Below are 16918 nucleotides of genomic sequence, written 5' to 3' on the forward strand. Positions count from 1 at the left end.
CCCGGCGCGCCGGGCCCCTCACCTGCCAGCCTAGACTTGCCCGTCATGAGCAGCGAGCCCGTCGTACAGGCCAGGGGCCTTGTCAAGCGGTACGGCACCAGAAGGGCGGTCGACGGCCTCGGCCTGGAGGTCACGGCGGGCGCGGTGACCGCGGTCCTCGGCCCCAACGGCGCCGGCAAGACCACGACGATCGAGATCTGTGAGGGGTACCGCCGGCCGGACGGGGGGACCGTACGGGTCCTGGGCCTCGACCCGGTCGCGGACGCCGCCGCGCTCCGCCCCCGTATCGGCGTGATGCTGCAGTCCGGCGGCGTCTACTCCGGCGCCCGCGCCGAGGAGATGCTGCGCCACATGGCGAAGCTCCACGCCCATCCGCTGGACGTCGACGCCCTCGTCGAACGTCTGGGACTCGGCGGCTGCGGCAGGACCACCTACCGCCGGCTCTCCGGCGGCCAGCAGCAGCGCCTCGCGCTGGCGATGGCCGTGGTCGGCCGTCCCGAGCTCGTCTTCCTCGACGAACCGACCGCGGGCCTCGACCCGCAGGCCCGCCGCTCGACGTGGGACCTGATCCGGGAACTGCGCGCCGACGGGGTGTCGGTCGTCCTCACCACCCACTTCATGGACGAGGCCGAACAGCTCGCCGACGACGTCGCCGTCATCGACGCGGGGCGGGTCATCGCGCAGGGCAGCCCGGAGGAACTGTGCCGCGGCGGCGCGGAGAACACCCTGCGCTTCACCGGCCGCCCCGGCCTGGACCTCGGCTCCCTGCTGAAGGCCCTGCCCGACGGCAGCCGGGCGGTCGAGCTGGCCACCGGCGCCTACCGCATCACCGGGCGGATCGACCCGGAACTGCTGGCGACCGTGACCTCCTGGTGCGCCCAGCACGGCGTGATGCCGGACGGCATCGCGGTGGAGCGGCACACCCTCGAGGACGTCTTCCTGGAACTGACCGGCAAGGAGCTGCGCGCATGAGCGCCGGTACGTACACCCCGCGCCCCGGCGCGGCCTCCCTGCCCCGCATGATCGCCGCGCAGGCCGCCCTGGAGACGCGGATGCTCCTGCGCAACGGCGAGCAGCTGCTGCTGACGGTGGTCATCCCGACGCTGCTGCTCGTGCTGTTCAGCGCGGTCGACGTCGTCGACACGGGCGCGGGCGATCCGGTCGACTTCCTCGCGCCCGGCATCCTCGCCCTCGCGGTGATGTCCACGGCCTTCACGGGCCAGGCCATCGCGACCGGCTTCGAACGACGCTACGGCGTGCTCAAGCGGCTGGGCGCCTCACCACTGCCCCGCTGGGGCCTGATGACGGCGAAGACCCTCTCGGTGCTGGTCACCGAGGTCCTGCAGATCGTCCTGCTGACGGTGATCGCCTACGCCCTGGGCTGGTCGCCCGAGGGCAACCCGGCGGCCGTGCTGCTGCTCCTCGTCCTGGGCACCACGGCCTTCTCCGGGCTCGGCCTGCTGATGGCGGGGACGCTGAAGGCCGAGGCGACGCTGGCGGCGGCCAACCTGGTCTTCCTGCTTCTGCTGGTCGGCGGCGGGGTGGTCGTGCCGCTGGACAGGTTCCCGGAGGCGGCGCAGCCGGTCCTGGGCCTGCTTCCGATCGCCGCGCTCTCCGGCGGCCTCCGCGACGTACTCCAGCACGGCGCGGCGATGCCCTGGGGCGACGCGGCGGTACTGGCCGTCTGGGCGATCCTGGGGCTGGGCGCCGCGGCGAGGTTCTTCCGCTGGGAGTGAGCGGCCGGGGACGTCCCATGGATGTCCGGTCCGGGCGGAACGCCCACCCCTCGTGAAAACTTGCACAAGCCGTTCCTTACAGTAGGACGCGTGGAAACCCCCCTCTCCTACATCGCCAAGCGCTGGACACCGTCCGTGAAGACGGCCAAGCGCGCCGCACTCTCCGCGGTGGTGATGACCGTGTTCATCATCATCACGGGCGGCGCGGTGCGGCTGACCGGTTCCGGCCTGGGCTGCGACACGTGGCCCAAGTGCACCGACGACAGTTTGTTCGCCACGCCGGCGCAAGGTCTGCACGGTGCCATCGAGTTCGGCAACCGCATGCTGACCTACGTCCTGTCGGCCGCCGTCGGCTGGGCGATCATCGCGGCGCGCTCCCTCAAGCCCCGTCGACGCGGCCTCACCCGTCTGGCGTGGGTCCAGTTCTGGCTGGTGATGGGCAACGCGGTCATCGGCGGCATCACCGTCTGGGCGGGCCTCAACCCGTGGTCGGTGGCCGGACACTTCCTGCTCGCCAACTGCCTGCTCACGGTGGCCGTGATCACCTGGGTGCGGATCGGCGAGGGTGACGGCGCGCCGCGCCCGCGCGCCCCGCGCCCGGTCCGGCAGTTGTCCTGGGCCGTCGTCGGGACCACGGCCGTCCTGATCGTGCTCGGCACCACCGTGACCGGCTCCGGCAAGCACGCCGGTGACAGCAGCGACGTGCCGCGCATGCCGTGGGACTGGAGCGCCGCCGCCCATGTCCACGCCATCGCCGCCTGGGTCGTCTGCGCCCTGGCCGTCGCGATGTGGTTCGCCCTGCGCGTCGTCGACGCCCCCACCGACACCCGGGCTCGTGCCCGTGACCTGCTGGTCGTGCTGCTGGCGCAGGGCGCCATCGGATACGTCCAGTACTTCAGCGACGTGCCCGAGATCCTGGTCGGCATCCACATGTTCGGCTCGGCACTGCTGTGGATCGCGGTGCTGCGCCTGTGGCTGTCGCTGCGGGAGCGCCCGGTGGCCGGGGCCGGCCTCCCGGCGCCGGCGGCCGCGGATCTGCCGGAGCACGCCGCCGCCCGCTGAGCGGGAGCGCCACCGCGGCCCGGCCCGCCCGGGTGCGGCCGCTCCCCCGTGACGTCTCCGCCCCGCCCTCCCCCGGTCCGGTCACCGACCGCGTACGTTCCGGGGGAGGGCGGGGCGGACGTGCGTCCGCTCCGCGCCCGGGGGACGACCGGGGACCGCCGGGCAGGCGTGCTGCCGCACGCCGCAGCCTCCCGTGACGTGCTCCTGCGCACGGGGTGCGGGGGCCTGGGCGCGCGGGACCGCCGGGGCTTCAGGCGTTGTCGTTGGACGGGCCGCCGACCTGGATGCCGGCCATGCGGGACCACTCGTAGGGCCCGGTGCGGACCTTGGCCGCGAACTCGCCGTCGAAGTCCTCGTGGACGGTGATGCCCGCCTTCCGCGTGGCGCTCTCGGCGACGGCGTACGACGGCGCGACGAGGTCGCCCCAGCCGCCGTCCTGGCCGACGAGGACGATGCGGGTACCCGTCTGGCCGAGATAGGCGAGCTGCCCCTCGGCGCCGCCGTGCGCCTTGGCGAAGGCGCCGATCTGCTTGGCGAGCTTCGCGGCCCTGCGCTCCGCGCGGGCCGCGTGCCTGCTGTCGTCCGTCTGCTGCGTCTGGGGCTCTGCCGTCTCTGCCATGAACAGGATGCTACCGACGGGTAGATCAACTGGCGACGGGCGGGGGGCGTGGCGTCGGCCACGTCCCCCGCCCGTCGGCGGAGCTCCGGTGCGTGCGGGACTACCTCAGGAAGGGGTCCACCGCGACGGCGACGAAGAGGAGCGAGACGTAGGTGATGGACCAGTGGAACAGCCGCATCTCCTTCAGCTTCGCGCCCGTGACGCCGGACTTGGCCCGGTTCTGCAGGCCGTGCGCCTCCCAGAGCCAGAAGCCCCCGGTCAGCAAGGCCACGAGGGTGTAGAACCACCCGGTGTAGCCCAGAGGGGTGAGCAGCAGCGAGACGCCGACCATCACCCAGCTGTAGAGGACGATCTGGCGGGCCACCACCCGGTTGGAGGCGACGACCGGGAGCATGGGGACTCCGACCCGGGCGTAGTCCTCCTTGACCTTCATCGACAGCGGCCAGTAGTGCGGCGGCGTCCAGAAGAAGATGACGGCGAAAAGGATGACCGCGGCCCAGCTCATCGAATCGGTCACGGCGGACCAGCCGATGAGCACCGGCATGCAGCCGGCGATTCCGCCCCAGACGATGTTCTGCGAGGTGCGGCGCTTGAGCAGCATCGTGTAGACGACGACATAGAACAGAAGTGCGCCGAGCGCGAGAGCGGCGGACAGCCAGTTGACGAGCAGGCCGAACCAGACCGTGGAAATCACCCCGAGGGCGATTCCGAAGGCAAGGCACTCCCGTGGGCTCACCATGCCGGTGACCAGCGGACGCTGCGACGTGCGGTCCATCAGCGCGTCGATGTCACGGTCGATATACATGTTGAGCGCATTGGCACCGCCCGCGGAGAGATATCCGCCGATGGTGGTGGTAACTACGAGCCAAAGATCGGGCACGCCCTGAGCGGCGAGGAACATCACCGGAACGGTGGTGATCAGAAGCAGCTCGATGATGCGCGGCTTGGTAAGAGCCACGAATGCCTTGATGCGGGCCCCGAACGGGCGATGGCCCCCTGGGCTCGGAGTCAAGGCGACCCCTGCGGGTCGGGACTCGACGGCCGTCACGCACACCCCTGACAGAGAAATCCCAGCAAGCTCCGGGCAGGAAGGCCCGGTAAAGACTTGCGCGAACCAGACCACTGTAGACGTTGGGCATACGCCGCTCTTCGCGGGGGTGGGGTCGTGTTGGGGTGGCGCAGAAGTGAACGGGAGCGCTCATACGGGAGGCGAACTCCGCAGGTCGCCCGCACTGTGGAAAGGGCAGAAGTACGGCCTTCCGACGGGGGTAGGCTCGACAATGCCCGGTGCGGTAACCAGTCACCGGTTTACGAACAGTGGAGAGGAGCCCTGACTCAGGGTGAGCACCAAGCCGACCACCACAGACCTCCAGTGGACCGAATTGGACCAGCGGGCCGTGGACACCGTCCGCGTCCTCGCAGCGGACGCCGTACAGAAGGTCGGAAACGGCCACCCGGGTACGGCGATGAGCCTTGCTCCTGCCGCGTACACCCTCTTCCAGAAGGTGATGCGCCACGACCCGGCGGACGCGGACTGGACCGGCCGCGACCGGTTCGTACTGTCCGCGGGCCACTCCAGCCTGACGCTGTACATCCAGCTCTACCTCGCCGGGTACGGCCTGGAGCTGGACGACCTCAAGGCCTTCCGCACCTGGGGCTCCAAGACGCCGGGCCATCCGGAGTACGGCCACACCACGGGTGTCGAGACGACGACCGGCCCGCTGGGCCAGGGCGTCGCGAACGCCGTGGGCATGGCGATGGCCGCACGCTACGAGCGCGGCCTCTTCGACCCGCAGGCGGCCCCCGGCACCTCCCCGTTCGACCACACCGTCTGGGTCATCGCCGGTGACGGCTGCCTCCAGGAGGGCATCTCCGCCGAGGCGTCCTCGCTGGCCGGTCACCAGAAGCTCGGCAACCTGGTGCTGCTGTGGGACGACAACCACATCTCCATCGAGGGCGACACGGAGACCGCGGTCTCCGAGGACACGCTGAAGCGCTACGAGTCCTACGGCTGGCACGTCCAGCGCGTGGACCAGCTGCCCAGCGGCGACCTGGACCCCGAAGGCCTCTACCGCGCGCTGCAGGCCGCCAAGGCCGAGACGGAGCGCCCGTCGTTCATCGCGGCCCGCTCGATCATCGCCTGGCCCGCCCCGAACGCCCAGAACACCGAGGCCGCGCACGGCTCGGCGCTCGGCGACGACGAGATCGCGGCCACCAAGCGGGTCCTCGGCTTCGACCCGGAGAAGACCTTCGAGGTCTCCGACGAGGTCATCGCGCACACCCGTGAGGCGCTGGACCGCGGCCGCGAGGCCAAGGCCGAGTGGGAGAAGGGCTTCGCCGCCTGGCGCACCGCCAACCCGGAGCGCGCCGCCGACTTCGACCGCATCTCCGCGGGCGAGCTGCCCGCCGGCTGGGAGGAGAAGCTCCCCGTCTTCGAGGCGGGCCACGGGGTCGCCACGCGTGCCGCCTCGGGCAAGGTCCTGCAGGCGCTCGGCGGGGTCATCCCCGAGCTGTGGGGCGGTTCCGCGGACCTGGCGGGCTCGAACAACACCACGATCGACAAGACGTCGTCGTTCCTCCCGGCCGGCAACCCGCTGCCCGAGGCCGACCCGTACGGCCGGACGATCCACTTCGGCATCCGCGAGCACTCCATGGCCGCGGCCATGAACGGCATCGCCCTGCACGGCAACACCCGGATCTACGGCGGCACCTTCCTGGTGTTCTCCGACTACATGCGCAACGCGGTTCGCCTGTCCGCGCTGATGCACCTGCCGGTGACGTACGTGTGGACGCACGACTCGATCGGCCTCGGCGAGGACGGTCCGACCCACCAGCCGGTCGAGCACCTGGCCTCGCTGCGTGCCATCCCGGGTCTGAACGTCGTCCGCCCGGCCGACGCCAACGAGACCGCCATCGCCTGGCGCGAGATCCTCAAGCGCGGCAAGAAGGACTTCGGCAAAAGCGCCCCGCACGGTCTGGCGCTGTCCCGGCAGGGGCTGCCCACCTACGCGGCGAACGAGAACGCCGCCAAGGGCGGTTACGTGCTCTTCGACGCCGAGGGCGGCGAGGCGCAGGCCGTTCTGATCGCCACGGGCTCCGAGGTCCAGCTGGCCGTCGAGGCCCGCGACGAGCTCCAGGCGGCCGGTGTGCCGACCCGTGTGGTCTCGATGCCGTGTGTCGAGTGGTTCGAGGAGCAGGACCAGGCGTACAAGGACAGCGTGCTGCCGCCGTCCGTACGGGCCCGGGTCGCCGTCGAGGCGGGCATCGGCCTGACCTGGCACCGGTACGTGGGCGACGCGGGCCGCATCGTCTCGCTGGAGCACTTCGGCGCGTCCGCCGACGCCAAGGTCCTCTTCCGCGAGTTCGGCTTCACCGCCGCGCACGTGGCGGAAGCCGCCCGGGAATCTCTCGCCTCCGCTGCGCGCTGACGCGGCTATACACGACTAGTAGGAGATGCATTTCTCATGACAGACGCACTCAAGCGCCTCTCCGACGAGGGCGTGGCGATCTGGCTGGACGACCTGTCCCGTAAGCGGATCACGTCCGGCAACCTGGCCGAGCTGATCGACCAGAGCCACGTCGTGGGCGTCACGACCAACCCGTCGATCTTCCAGAAGGCCATCTCCTCGGGTGACGGCTACGAGCAGCAGCTCACCGACCTGGCCGCCCGCAAGGTCACCGTCGAGGAAGCCATCCGCATGATCACGACGGCGGACGTCCGTGACGCCGCCGACATCCTGCGTCCGGTCTTCGACGCGACGGACGGCCAGGACGGCCGGGTCTCCATCGAGGTCGACCCGCGACTGGCCCACAACACGCTGGCCACGGTCGCCGAGGCCAAGCAGCTGGCGTGGCTCGTGGACCGGCCGAACACGCTCATCAAGATCCCGGCGACGAAGGCCGGCCTGCCGGCCATCACCGAGACCATCGGGCGGGGCATCAGTGTCAACGTGACCCTGATCTTCTCGCTGGAGCGCTACCGCGAGGTCATGGACGCCTACCTGGCGGGCCTGGAGAAGGCGAAGTCCGCGGGCCTGGACCTCTCCAAGATCCACTCCGTGGCGTCGTTCTTCGTGTCGCGTGTGGACACCGAGATCGACAAGCGGCTGGACGCGGTCGGCACCGACGAGGCCAAGGCCGCGAAGGGCAAGTCGGCCCTGGCCAACGCGCGTCTGGCCTACGAGGCGTACGAGGAGGTCTTCGCGGGCGACCGCTGGGCCGCCCTCGACAAGGCGCACGCGAACAAGCAGCGTCCGCTCTGGGCCTCCACCGGCGTCAAGGACCCGTCCCTCAAGGACACCCTGTACGTCGACGACCTCGTCGCCCCGAACACGGTCAACACCATGCCGGAGGCGACGCTGGAGGCCGTGGCGGACCACGGCGACATCACCGGCAACACCGTCGCCGGTGGCTACGACCAGGCGCGCGCCGACCTCGACGCGATCAAGAGGCTCGGGGTCAGCTACGACGACGTCGTCCAGCTCCTCGAGGACGAGGGCGTCGAGAAGTTCGAGTCCGCCTGGAACGACCTGCTCAACTCGACCGAGGCCGAGCTCAAGCGCCTCGCTCCTTCGGAGGGCTGACCACCTTGTCTGGTGTTCCCGGAGCCAACCCGCTCCGTGACGCCCAGGACCGACGGCTCCCGCGTATCGCGGGGCCGTCGGGCCTGGTGATCTTTGGCGTCACGGGCGATTTGTCCCGTAAAAAGCTGATGCCCGCCGTCTACGACCTGGCCAACCGCGGCCTGCTGCCACCGGGCTTCTCGCTCATCGGCTTCGCCCGCCGCGACTGGGAGGACGAGGACTTCGCCCAGGTCGTCCACGACGCCGTCAAAGAGCATTCCCGCACCCCGTTCCGCGAAGAGGTCTGGCAGCAGCTCAGCCAGGGCATGCGCTTCGTCCAGGGCAACTTCGACGACGACGCGGCCTTCGAGACGCTCAAGTCCACGATCGAGGAACTCGACAAGGCGCAGGGCACGGGCGGCAACTTCGCCTTCTACCTGTCGGTGCCGCCGAAGTTCTTCCCCAAGGTCGTCCAGCAGCTCAAGAAGCACGGGCTGGCCGACCAGAAGGAAGGCAGCTGGCGGCGGGCCGTCATCGAGAAGCCGTTCGGTCACGACCTGGGGAGCGCGCAGGAGCTGAACCAGCTCGTGCACGACGTCTTCCCGCCGAACGAGGTCTTCCGGATCGACCACTACCTCGGCAAGGAGACGGTCCAGAACATCCTGGCGCTGCGCTTCGCCAACACGATGTGGGAGCCGATCTGGAACAGGTCGTACGTCGACCACGTCCAGATCACGATGGCCGAGGACATCGGCATCGGCGGCCGGGCCGGTTACTACGACGGCATCGGCGCCGCCCGTGACGTCATCCAGAACCACCTGCTCCAGCTGCTCGCGCTGACGGCGATGGAGGAGCCCGGCTCCTTCCACCCGAAGGCCCTGGTCGCGGAGAAGCTGAAGGTCCTCACGGCGGTGGAGCTGCCGGAGGACCTGGGCAAGCACACGGTGCGCGGGCAGTACACGCACGCGTGGCAGGGTGGTCAGGAGGTGCCCGGCTACCTCGAGGAAGACGGCATCGACCCCAAGTCGAAGACCGACACCTACGCGGCGATCAAGCTGACGATCAACAACCGGCGCTGGGCCGGGGTGCCGTTCTACCTCCGCACCGGCAAGCGCCTCGGCCGCCGGGTCACGGAGATCGCGGTCGTCTTCAAGCGCGCCCCGTATCTGCCCTTCGAGTCCGGTGCGACGGAGGAGCTCGGCGGCAACGCCCTGGTCATCCGGGTGCAGCCGGACGAGGGGGTCACGGTCCGGTTCGGCTCCAAGGTGCCCGGCACCTCCATGGAGGTGCGGGACGTCACGATGGACTTCGCCTACGGCGAGTCCTTCACGGAGTCCAGCCCGGAGGCGTACGAACGGCTCATCCTCGATGTCCTGCTCGGCGACGCCAACCTCTTCCCGCGCCACCAGGAGGTCGAGCTCTCCTGGAACATCCTCGACCCGATCGAGGCGTACTGGGACAAGCACGGCAAGCCCGCCCGGTACGCGGCCGGCACCTGGGGTCCGGCCGAGGCCGACGACATGCTCGCACGCGACGGACGGAGCTGGCGCCGGCCATGAAGATCGATCTCACGGAAACCACGTCCAGCAAGATCAACCAGGCCCTCATCTCGGCCCGCCGGTCCATCGGCTCGCCGGCCGTCGGCATGGTGCTCACGCTCGTCATCGTCACGGACGAGGAGAACGCCTACGACGCGCTCAAGGCGGCGAACGACTCCTCGCGCGAGCACCCCTCGCGGATCATCGTGGTGATCAAGAGGGTCAGCCGTTCGCCGCGTGCGCGCCGCGACGCCCGTCTCGACGCCGAGATCCGGGTCGGTTCCGACGCCGGCTCGGGCGAGACGGTCGTCCTGCGTCTGCACGGCGAGCTGGCCAACCACGCCCAGTCGGTCGTCCTGCCGCTGCTGCTGCCGGACGCCCCGGTCGTCGTGTGGTGGCCCGAGGACGCTCCGGCGGACCCGGCCAAGGACCCGCTGGGCGCGCTCGCCCAGCGCCGTATCACCGACACCTACTCCGCCGAGCACCCGCTCGACGAGCTGTCGGTGCGCGCGGCGACGTACCGGCCCGGGGACACCGACCTGGCCTGGACGCGCATCACGCCGTGGCGTTCGATGCTGGCGGCGGCGCTCGACCAGCAGCCCGCCCAGGTCGTCTCGGCGACGGTCGAGGGTGAGTCCGACAACCCGAGCTGCGAGCTGCTGGCCATGTGGCTGGCCGACCGGCTCGGCGTCCCGGTGGAGCGCACGCTCTCCGGGGGCCCCGGTCTGACGGCCGTGCGGCTGGAGACCAAGAACGGCGTGATCGTCCTCGACCGGCCCGACGGCTCCCTCGCGACGCTCTGCATGGCCGGCCAGCCGGACCGCGCGGTCGCGCTGAAGCGGCGGGAGACCGCCGAGCTCCTCGCGGAGGAGCTGCGCCGTCTCGACCCGGACAACGTCTACGAGGCCACGGTGAAGTTCGGCGTGGAGCGCCTCGGCGGGCCGACCGAGCCGTCGTCGGTGGGCGCGGGGCAGAAGCGGCAGGACCCGGCGGGTTCCGCCGCCCCGGCCGCGAAGAAGACGGCGGCCAGGAAGGCGGCGTCGAAGTGAGTGTCCCGCAGCTCGTCGTGCACCGCGACAAGGAGCTGATGGCCCAGGCCGCGGCGGCCAGGCTGATCACGAAGATCGTGGACGCCCAGGCCGCTCGCGGTTCCGCCTCGGTGGTCCTCACCGGCGGGCGCAACGGCAACGGTCTGCTGGCGGCGCTCGGCGCCTCGCCCGCACGGGACGCGATCGACTGGTCGCGGCTCGATCTGTGGTGGGGCGACGAGCGGTTCCTCCCCGAGGGGGATCCCGAGCGCAACGTCACGCAGGCGCGCGAGGCCCTGCTGGACAAGGTGGCGCTGGACCCCTCCCGGGTCCACGCGATGCCCGCGTCCGACGGACCGTACGGTGGCGACGCCGACGCGGCGGCCGCGGGGTACGCGGCGGAACTCGCCGCAGCGGCGGGCCCTGAGGACCACGGGTCCGTGCCGACGTTCGACGTACTGATGCTGGGCGTCGGCCCGGACACGCACGTCGCGTCGCTCTTCCCCGAGCTGCCCGCGGTGCGGGAGACCGAGCGCACCGTCGTCGGCGTGCACGGCGCCCCCAAACCGCCGCCCACCCGTGTCTCGCTCACCCTGCCCGCCATCCGGGCGGCGCGTGAGGTGTGGCTGCTGGCCGCGGGTGAGGACAAGGCGGAGGCGGCGGCGATCGCGCTGTCCGGGGCCGGGGAGATCCAGGCACCGGCGGCGGGAGCCCAGGGCCGCAGCCGCACGCTGTGGCTGCTGGACGCCGCGGCGGCCTCGAAGCTGCCGCGCGCCCTGTATCCGCCGGCGTCGGCGTAGCGGAACAACCCCGGGAGGCCCGGTCCCGCTCCGTGGAGCGGGGCCGGGCCTCTCCGCGTCCGGGCCACGTGGCCGGCGGCGAGACGCGCTGCTCGCCCCGCGCCCCGGCCGACGGGCCACCCGCCGAGATCCCGGGCGGCCCGTCCGCTCAGCCGCGCTCCAGGAAGGGCTCGAGCAGCCCCGGAACGGCTTCGGCGGCGAAGGCGAGGCCTTCGGACGCGTCGGTGTCGTGCGCCGTGTAGGCGCCTCCTCCCGCCGCCGTCGTGGCGGTGACGCTCAACAGGCCCGCCCGGCGCTGGAACCAGGACTGCTTCACCGTCCAGCCGATCACTCCTGACCGCTGCAGGGCCGCGGTGGAACGCCGGACACTGCCGGAGCGGGTCACCAGGTAGCCGCCGCTGAGGGCGTGGCCCAGTGACCGGTAGGCATCGAGGGCCAGGAGCGCGGCGGCGGGCACGGCCACCACCGCGCAGGCGAGGGCGGTCCACAGCAGTACGGGCGTCACCAGGACGCCGAGGAGCGCCTGGACCACTACCGGTGCCAGCGCCACGGCCAGGGCGCGGCGCAGGCGCCGCCCGCGGGCGGCGGGGGGATGGGCGGTGAGCGGGGCACCGGTCGGGGAGGACGGCTCGCGCAGGACCCCGGCGGCGATCGTGCCGGCCAGCGCGCGGGGCGCCGCCGGCAGCAGGGTGTTGTGGTCGGCGGCCCGCGACTCCTCGTCCTTGGCCAGCCCCGTGGTGATCGCGTCCACCCTGGCGGCGCCCGCCAGCCGTACGCCCAGCGGCTCCACCAGGTCCACCCCGCGCAGCCGCCGCTCCTCGACGGACAGGGAACGCGAGGTCAGTAGTCCGCGTGTCACCCGCAGGGTGCCGCCGGGTTCACGCTCCAGCCGGTAGTTCCACCACATCTCGGCCCACAGCCCGAGTGCTCCGACGACACCGGCGGCCAGCGCCGCCACCACGAGGACGGCGACGGCCCAGACCAGCGGGGTGTCCCGGAAGCGGTCGGCGACCCAGTCGATCACCTCACCCTGCGCACCCACCCATTCGCTGATCTGCAGCACCCCGCCGACGGCCGCGCCGCCGAGCATGGGCGCCACGAAGGAAACGGGCGCGTAGCGGATCCAGCGGAGGTCCAGTGAGGCCACCACGCCGTCGCTGTGCGTTCCGGCGGCCCCGGGGACGGCGCGGTCGAGGAGGTCACGGCGCAACCGCTCGCCCTCGGCGCGCGAGAGGGGGTCGAGCTCCAGCGTGGAGTCACCGCCGGTCTGCTCCCCGGTGCCGATGCGGACGGAGACCAGCCCCAGGATCCGCAGGAGCGGGTGGGCCGTCAGATCGACGCTGCGGATCCGCTCGCGCGCCAGCGAACGGCGCTTCACCAGGAGGAGGCCGGTGTGCAGATCCACGCGCTCGGCGCCCACCCGGTAGCGGGTGCGCCGCCACCGCACGTAGTCGGCGCCGGCCCCGCAGCCGGTCAGCAGGGCCGCTCCGGCCAGCACCCAGCCGATGGCCGCCGCGTACCCGAGGCGGCCGGACAGGGCGACCGTGACCGGCACCGCGGCGCCCGCCGCGACCCCCGCCATGACGAGCGCGCTGACCAGGACCGTGCGGGGGTGGAGCCGCCGCCAGTCGGAGCCGTGACCGGCGGCCGTGCTCACGTGGCGTCCCCCGGTGTGTCCTGGGTGATGCGGGTCAGCCGCTCGGCGAGTCCGGCGGCCGCCTCGTGCGCCAGCCCCTCGATCCGGACGGCGCCCTTGGCCGACGCCGTGGTGACGGTGACCGTGGCCAGTCCGAAGAGCTGCTCCAGTGGCCCGCGCACGGTGTCCACCGTCTGGATGCGGGACATCGGCGCGATCCGCCACTCCCGCAGGAGGACCCCCGTGCTCACGTAGACCGCCTCGTCGGTGACCTCCCAGCGGTGGGTGCGGAACCACCAGAGGGGGAAGAGGACCGCGCACAGCAGGCCGGCGACCGCGAGGACCGCGGCGGGCGTCAGCAGCCAGAACCTCGCCGGAGCGACGAGCGCGCCCAGGAGGCCGAGCACCGCCACCGGCGCCGCCGTCAGCAGCACCCACTGGGTACGCCACCAGCCGACGGCCCGGGGATCCAGTCTGTTGCGCGGCGGCCTGAGCCGTATAGTCCCCTCCCCCTCCGTCATGGGCTCAGCGCCCCCGCAGCGAGCGGTACGTCGAGACGAGCGCCGCGGTGGAGCTGTCCAGCTGTTCGCCGCCGGTGCCCTCGGTCAGGACCGGTTCGATCTTCTTGGCGAGCACCTTGCCCAGTTCGACGCCCCACTGGTCGAAGGAGTCGATGTTCCAGACGGCACCCTGGACGAAGACCTTGTGCTCGTACAGCGCGATCAGCTGGCCGAGTACCGAGGGGGTCAGCCGCTCGGCGAGGATCGTGGTGGTCGGGTGGTTGCCCCGGAACGTCTTGTGCGGCACCAGTTCCTCCGCGACGCCTTCGGCACGCACCTCGTCGGGCGTCTTGCCGAAGGCGAGGGCCTGGGTCTGGGCGAAGAAGTTGGCCATCAGCAGGTCGTGCTGGCCGATCAGTCCGGGCAGCAGGTCCTGGACCGGGGAGGCGAAGCCGATGAAGTCGGCCGGGATGACCTTCGTGCCCTGATGGATGAGCTGGTAGTAGGCGTGCTGCCCGTTGGTCCCCGGTGTGCCCCAGACGACCGGTCCGGTCTGCCATTCGACCGGATCGCCGTCACGGTCCACGGACTTGCCGTTCGACTCCATGTCCAGCTGCTGCAGGTACGCGGTGAACTTGGACAGGTAGTGGCTGTAGGGCAGGACCGCGTGGGACTGCGCGTCGAAGAACTGGCCGTACCAGACGCCCAGGAGGCCCAGCAGAAGCGGGGCGTTCTCCTCCGCGGGAGCGGTGCGGAAGTGCTCGTCGACGAGGTGGAAGCCGTCGAGCATCTCGCGGAAGCGCTCCGGGCCGATGGCGATCATCAGCGAGAGGCCGATCGCCGAGTCGTAGGAGTAACGGCCGCCGACCCAGTCCCAGAACTCGAACATGTTGGCCGTGTCGATGCCGAAGTCCGTGACCTTGTCCGCGTTGGTCGACAGCGCCACGAAGTGCTTGGCCACAGCCTCCTGACCGGCCTTCAGCCCCGTGAGGAGCCAGTCGCGGGCGGAGGTGGCGTTGGTGATGGTCTCGATCGTGGTGAAGGTCTTGGACGCCACGATGAACAGCGTCTCGGCCGGGTCGAGGTCACGGACGGCCTCGTGGAGGTCGGCACCGTCGACGTTCGACACGAAGCGGACGGTGAGCGAGCGGTCCGTGAAGGAGCGCAGTACCTCGTAGGCCATCGCCGGCCCGAGGTCGGAGCCGCCGATGCCGATGTTGACGATGTTCTTGACCGGCTTGCCGGTGTGACCGGTCCACTCCCCTGCCCTGACCCGGTCGGAGAAGGCGGCCATCCGGTCGAGGACGGCGTGCACGGCCGGCACCACGTTCTCACCGTCGACCTCGATCACGGCGTCGCGCGGGGCGCGCAGCGCGGTGTGCAGGACGGCGCGGTCCTCGGTGGTGTTGATCTTCTCGCCGCGGAACATCGCGTCCCGCAGCCGGGCCACTCCCGTGGTGTCGGCGAGGTCCCGCAGCAGACGGAGCGTCTCGCCGGTCACCAGGTTCTTGGAGTAGTCGATGTGGAGGTCGCCGACCCTGAGGGTGTATGCGGCCCCGCGGTCCGGCGCGTCCGCGAACAGCCGGCGCAGATGGGTGTCGCCGAACTCCTCACGGTGCTTGCCGAGGGCCGCCCACTCGGGCGTCTGGCTGAGCTTGGTTCGGCCTTGTGCGTTCATCCCGGAAATCGCCCACTTCTTCTCGTACCTGCAACCTTCCCCGCTGCCCCTCCAACCTAATTGATCTGGAGGGTGCGGCGGGGCAACGGCGGGCTACGGGACGGCATACGGATTCCGGCCGGGCACCCAGGGGGTGACCGGCCGGTGAACGACTTCTAGATCTCGCCGCGGAGTTTCGCTAGGGCTTCGGCGAGGATGGCTTCGCCGTCGGCGTCGCTGCGCCGCTCACGCACGTACGCCAGGTGCGTCTTGTACGGCTCGGTGCGCGGGGGGGCCGGCGGACTGTCCCGGTCCTGTCCGGCCGGGAAGCCGCAGCGCGGGCAGTCCCAGGTCTCCGGTACCTGCGCGTCATGGGCGAAGCTCGGCTGCGTCTCGTGCCCGTTCGAGCACCAGAAGGAGATGCGGAGGCGGGGCGCGGACTCGCCTCGCTCGGCCTCCCCCATCGGCCCCGCTCCGACCCGGCTTCCCCGGATCGCGTTGCCACTTGCCACGGTCGTAACTCCCTGCGTGATGGTGCTCGAAGATGCCCCAGTCTACGTAAGGCCCAACGCGCGTCCAGTGAAAGGAGTTACACCCTCACCGGGATTCGCGGACGACGGGTCAGCTGTCCAGCTTGATGAGCAGAGCCAGGACGACGATGCACGCGAACCAGGCAAGTCCGACCACGACGGTGATGCGGTCGAGGTTCCGCTCGGCGACAGACGAGCCACCCACGGAGGACTGCATTCCGCCACCGAACATGTCGGAAAGACCGCCGCCCTTCCCCTTGTGCATCAGCACCAGCAGCATCAGCAGCAGGCTGAAGACGATCAGGGCGATCTCGAACGCCAAAACCACGGCTGGTCCCTACTTTCCGGAATTCCTAGGACTGCATGTACGAACAGCGGGGGCCCGGAGGGTACACCCCCCTCGGCCCCCGCAAGGGTACGACGGATCCGCGCTACCGCCTACTCACCGGTTCGCGGAAGCGGACGATCCTACTGGTCGCGGAAGCGGACGATCTTGACGAACTCGTCGGCGTCGAGCGCGGCACCACCGATCAGGGCGCCGTCCACGTCGGGCTGCGCCATGATGGCCGCGACGTTGCCGGACTTCACCGAGCCGCCGTACTGGATGCGGACGGCGTCGGTCAGCTCCTGCGAGTACAGCTCGGCGAGCCGGCGGCGGATCGCGCCGCAGACCTCCTGGGCGTCCTCGGGGGTGGCGACCTCTCCGGTGCCGATGGCCCAGACCGGCTCGTAGGCGATCACGATGGACTCGGCCTGCTCGGCCGGGATGTCCTTCAGCGCGCCGTCGAGCTGCGCCAGCGTGTAGGACACCTGGTCACCCGCCTTGCGGATGTCCAGGCCCTCGCCGACGCAGAGGATCGGGGTCAGGCCGTGCTTGTACGCGGCCTTCACCTTGGCGTTGCAGATCTCGTCGTTCTCGCCGTGGTACTGGCGGCGCTCGCTGTGACCGACGGCGACGAAGGTGCACTTCAGCTTGGCGAGCATGGGGCCGGAGATCTCACCGGTGTACGCGCCGGAGTCCTGCGCCGAGATGTCCTGGGCGCCGTACTTGATCTTCAGCTTGTCGCCGTCGACCAGCGTCTGTACGGAGCGCAGGTCGGTGAAGGGCGGCAGGACGGCGACCTCGACCGCGTCGTAGTCCTTGTCGGCCAGGGCGAAGGCGAGCTTCTGGACGTGCGCGATGGCCTCGAGGTGGTTGAGGTTCATCTTCCAGTTGCCCGCCATGAGCGGGGTGCGGGTGGTCATTGAGG

At 70.9% G+C, this 16918-nt stretch carries 16 protein-coding genes; 8 read left to right on the plus strand and 8 right to left on the minus strand.

What is annotated here, in order from left to right; genetic code table 11:
* The first annotated feature begins 45 nt into the window (after positions 1-45).
* The 3 genes from ACHFIV_RS22500 (at position 46) to ACHFIV_RS22510 (ending at position 2798) form a co-directional block, all read left to right on the plus strand.
* Positions 46-972 carry an ABC transporter ATP-binding protein gene (locus tag ACHFIV_RS22500; RefSeq protein ID WP_398971921.1) on the plus strand — a complete coding sequence of 309 codons (927 nt, stop codon included), beginning with the start codon at positions 46-48 and terminating at the stop codon, positions 970-972.
* On the plus strand, positions 969-1736 hold the full coding sequence (locus tag ACHFIV_RS22505; protein ID WP_398971924.1) for an ABC transporter permease: 768 nt from the start codon (positions 969-971) through the stop codon (positions 1734-1736). The genes ACHFIV_RS22500 and ACHFIV_RS22505 overlap by 4 nt, the downstream gene beginning before the upstream one ends.
* A gap of 90 nt (positions 1737-1826) precedes the next feature.
* Positions 1827-2798 (plus strand): heme A synthase, encoded by a 972-nt coding sequence (locus ACHFIV_RS22510; protein WP_398971927.1) that lies wholly within the window; start codon positions 1827-1829, stop codon positions 2796-2798.
* A 250-nt stretch (positions 2799-3048) separates the two neighbouring features.
* On the opposite strand, the gene ACHFIV_RS22515 is transcribed toward ACHFIV_RS22510, so the two are convergent.
* The gene (locus tag ACHFIV_RS22515; RefSeq protein WP_398971930.1) at positions 3049-3417 is read right to left on the minus strand and encodes a hypothetical protein; all 369 of its coding nucleotides are present in this window, start codon (positions 3415-3417) and stop codon (positions 3049-3051) included.
* 100 nt (positions 3418-3517) lie between these two features.
* Positions 3518-4471, minus strand: coding sequence for a heme o synthase (locus tag ACHFIV_RS22520; RefSeq protein WP_398971933.1), 954 nt, complete (start codon positions 4469-4471; stop codon positions 3518-3520).
* A gap of 286 nt (positions 4472-4757) precedes the next feature.
* On the opposite strand from ACHFIV_RS22520, the gene tkt reads away from it, so the two are divergent.
* The 5 genes from tkt to pgl are packed head-to-tail and all read left to right on the plus strand — an operon-like array spanning position 4758 to position 11345.
* Positions 4758-6845, plus strand: coding sequence for a transketolase (tkt, locus tag ACHFIV_RS22525; protein ID WP_398971935.1), 2088 nt, complete (start codon positions 4758-4760; stop codon positions 6843-6845).
* Positions 6846-6881: 36 nt separating this feature from the next.
* Positions 6882-8000 carry a transaldolase gene (tal, locus tag ACHFIV_RS22530; RefSeq protein WP_398971937.1) on the plus strand — a complete coding sequence of 373 codons (1119 nt, stop codon included), beginning with the start codon at positions 6882-6884 and terminating at the stop codon, positions 7998-8000.
* Positions 8001-8005: 5 nt separating this feature from the next.
* Complete coding sequence (gene zwf / locus ACHFIV_RS22535; protein ID WP_398971940.1) at positions 8006-9538, plus strand: glucose-6-phosphate dehydrogenase; 1533 nt, start codon at positions 8006-8008, stop codon at positions 9536-9538.
* Positions 9535-10566, plus strand: a complete 1032-nt coding sequence (gene opcA, locus ACHFIV_RS22540; RefSeq protein WP_398971942.1) for a glucose-6-phosphate dehydrogenase assembly protein OpcA — start codon at positions 9535-9537, stop codon at positions 10564-10566. Before zwf ends, opcA begins: the two co-directional genes overlap by 4 nt.
* A complete protein-coding gene (gene pgl, locus ACHFIV_RS22545; RefSeq protein WP_398971944.1) occupies positions 10563-11345 on the plus strand; it encodes a 6-phosphogluconolactonase in 783 nt (260 codons plus the stop codon). The genes opcA and pgl overlap by 4 nt, the downstream gene beginning before the upstream one ends.
* A 148-nt stretch (positions 11346-11493) precedes the next feature.
* On the opposite strand, the gene ACHFIV_RS22550 is transcribed toward pgl, so the two are convergent.
* The 6 genes from ACHFIV_RS22550 to tpiA form a co-directional block, all read right to left on the minus strand.
* Complete coding sequence (locus ACHFIV_RS22550; protein ID WP_398971947.1) at positions 11494-13002, minus strand: PH domain-containing protein; 1509 nt, start codon at positions 13000-13002, stop codon at positions 11494-11496.
* Entirely contained in the window at positions 12999-13502 is a 504-nt protein-coding gene (locus ACHFIV_RS22555; RefSeq protein WP_398971950.1) for a PH domain-containing protein, read from the minus strand. Before ACHFIV_RS22555 ends, ACHFIV_RS22550 begins: the two co-directional genes overlap by 4 nt.
* A gap of 4 nt (positions 13503-13506) precedes the next feature.
* On the minus strand, positions 13507-15159 hold the full coding sequence (gene pgi, locus ACHFIV_RS22560; RefSeq protein ID WP_398971951.1) for a glucose-6-phosphate isomerase: 1653 nt from the start codon (positions 15157-15159) through the stop codon (positions 13507-13509).
* A gap of 155 nt (positions 15160-15314) precedes the next feature.
* Complete coding sequence (locus ACHFIV_RS22565) at positions 15315-15650, minus strand: RNA polymerase-binding protein RbpA (protein ID WP_078598194.1); 336 nt, start codon at positions 15648-15650, stop codon at positions 15315-15317.
* A 109-nt stretch (positions 15651-15759) separates the two neighbouring features.
* The gene (gene secG, locus ACHFIV_RS22570; protein ID WP_014156893.1) at positions 15760-15996 is read right to left on the minus strand and encodes a preprotein translocase subunit SecG; all 237 of its coding nucleotides are present in this window, start codon (positions 15994-15996) and stop codon (positions 15760-15762) included.
* A gap of 140 nt (positions 15997-16136) precedes the next feature.
* Entirely contained in the window at positions 16137-16913 is a 777-nt protein-coding gene (gene tpiA, locus ACHFIV_RS22575; protein WP_398971956.1) for a triose-phosphate isomerase, read from the minus strand.
* Positions 16914-16918 lie beyond the last annotated feature (5 nt).

The organism is Streptomyces sp. ALB3, assembly GCF_044385685.1.
Taxonomy (GTDB): domain Bacteria; phylum Actinomycetota; class Actinomycetes; order Streptomycetales; family Streptomycetaceae; genus Streptomyces.

Coding starts and splice junctions, on each gene's coding strand:
- ACHFIV_RS22500 (WP_398971921.1), top strand. CDS start 46: ATGAGCAGCGAGCCCGTCGTACAGGCCAGGGGCCTTGTCAAGCGGTAC.
- ACHFIV_RS22505 (WP_398971924.1), top strand. CDS start 969: ATGAGCGCCGGTACGTACACCCCGCGCCCCGGCGCGGCCTCCCTGCCC.
- ACHFIV_RS22515 (WP_398971930.1), bottom strand. CDS start 3,417: ATGGCAGAGACGGCAGAGCCCCAGACGCAGCAGACGGACGACAGCAGG.
- tal (WP_398971937.1), top strand. CDS start 6,882: ATGACAGACGCACTCAAGCGCCTCTCCGACGAGGGCGTGGCGATCTGG.
- opcA (WP_398971942.1), top strand. CDS start 9,535: ATGAAGATCGATCTCACGGAAACCACGTCCAGCAAGATCAACCAGGCC.
- ACHFIV_RS22555 (WP_398971950.1), bottom strand. CDS start 13,502: ATGACGGAGGGGGAGGGGACTATACGGCTCAGGCCGCCGCGCAACAGA.
- pgi (WP_398971951.1), bottom strand. CDS start 15,159: ATGAACGCACAAGGCCGAACCAAGCTCAGCCAGACGCCCGAGTGGGCG.
- tpiA (WP_398971956.1), bottom strand. CDS start 16,913: ATGACCACCCGCACCCCGCTCATGGCGGGCAACTGGAAGATGAACCTC.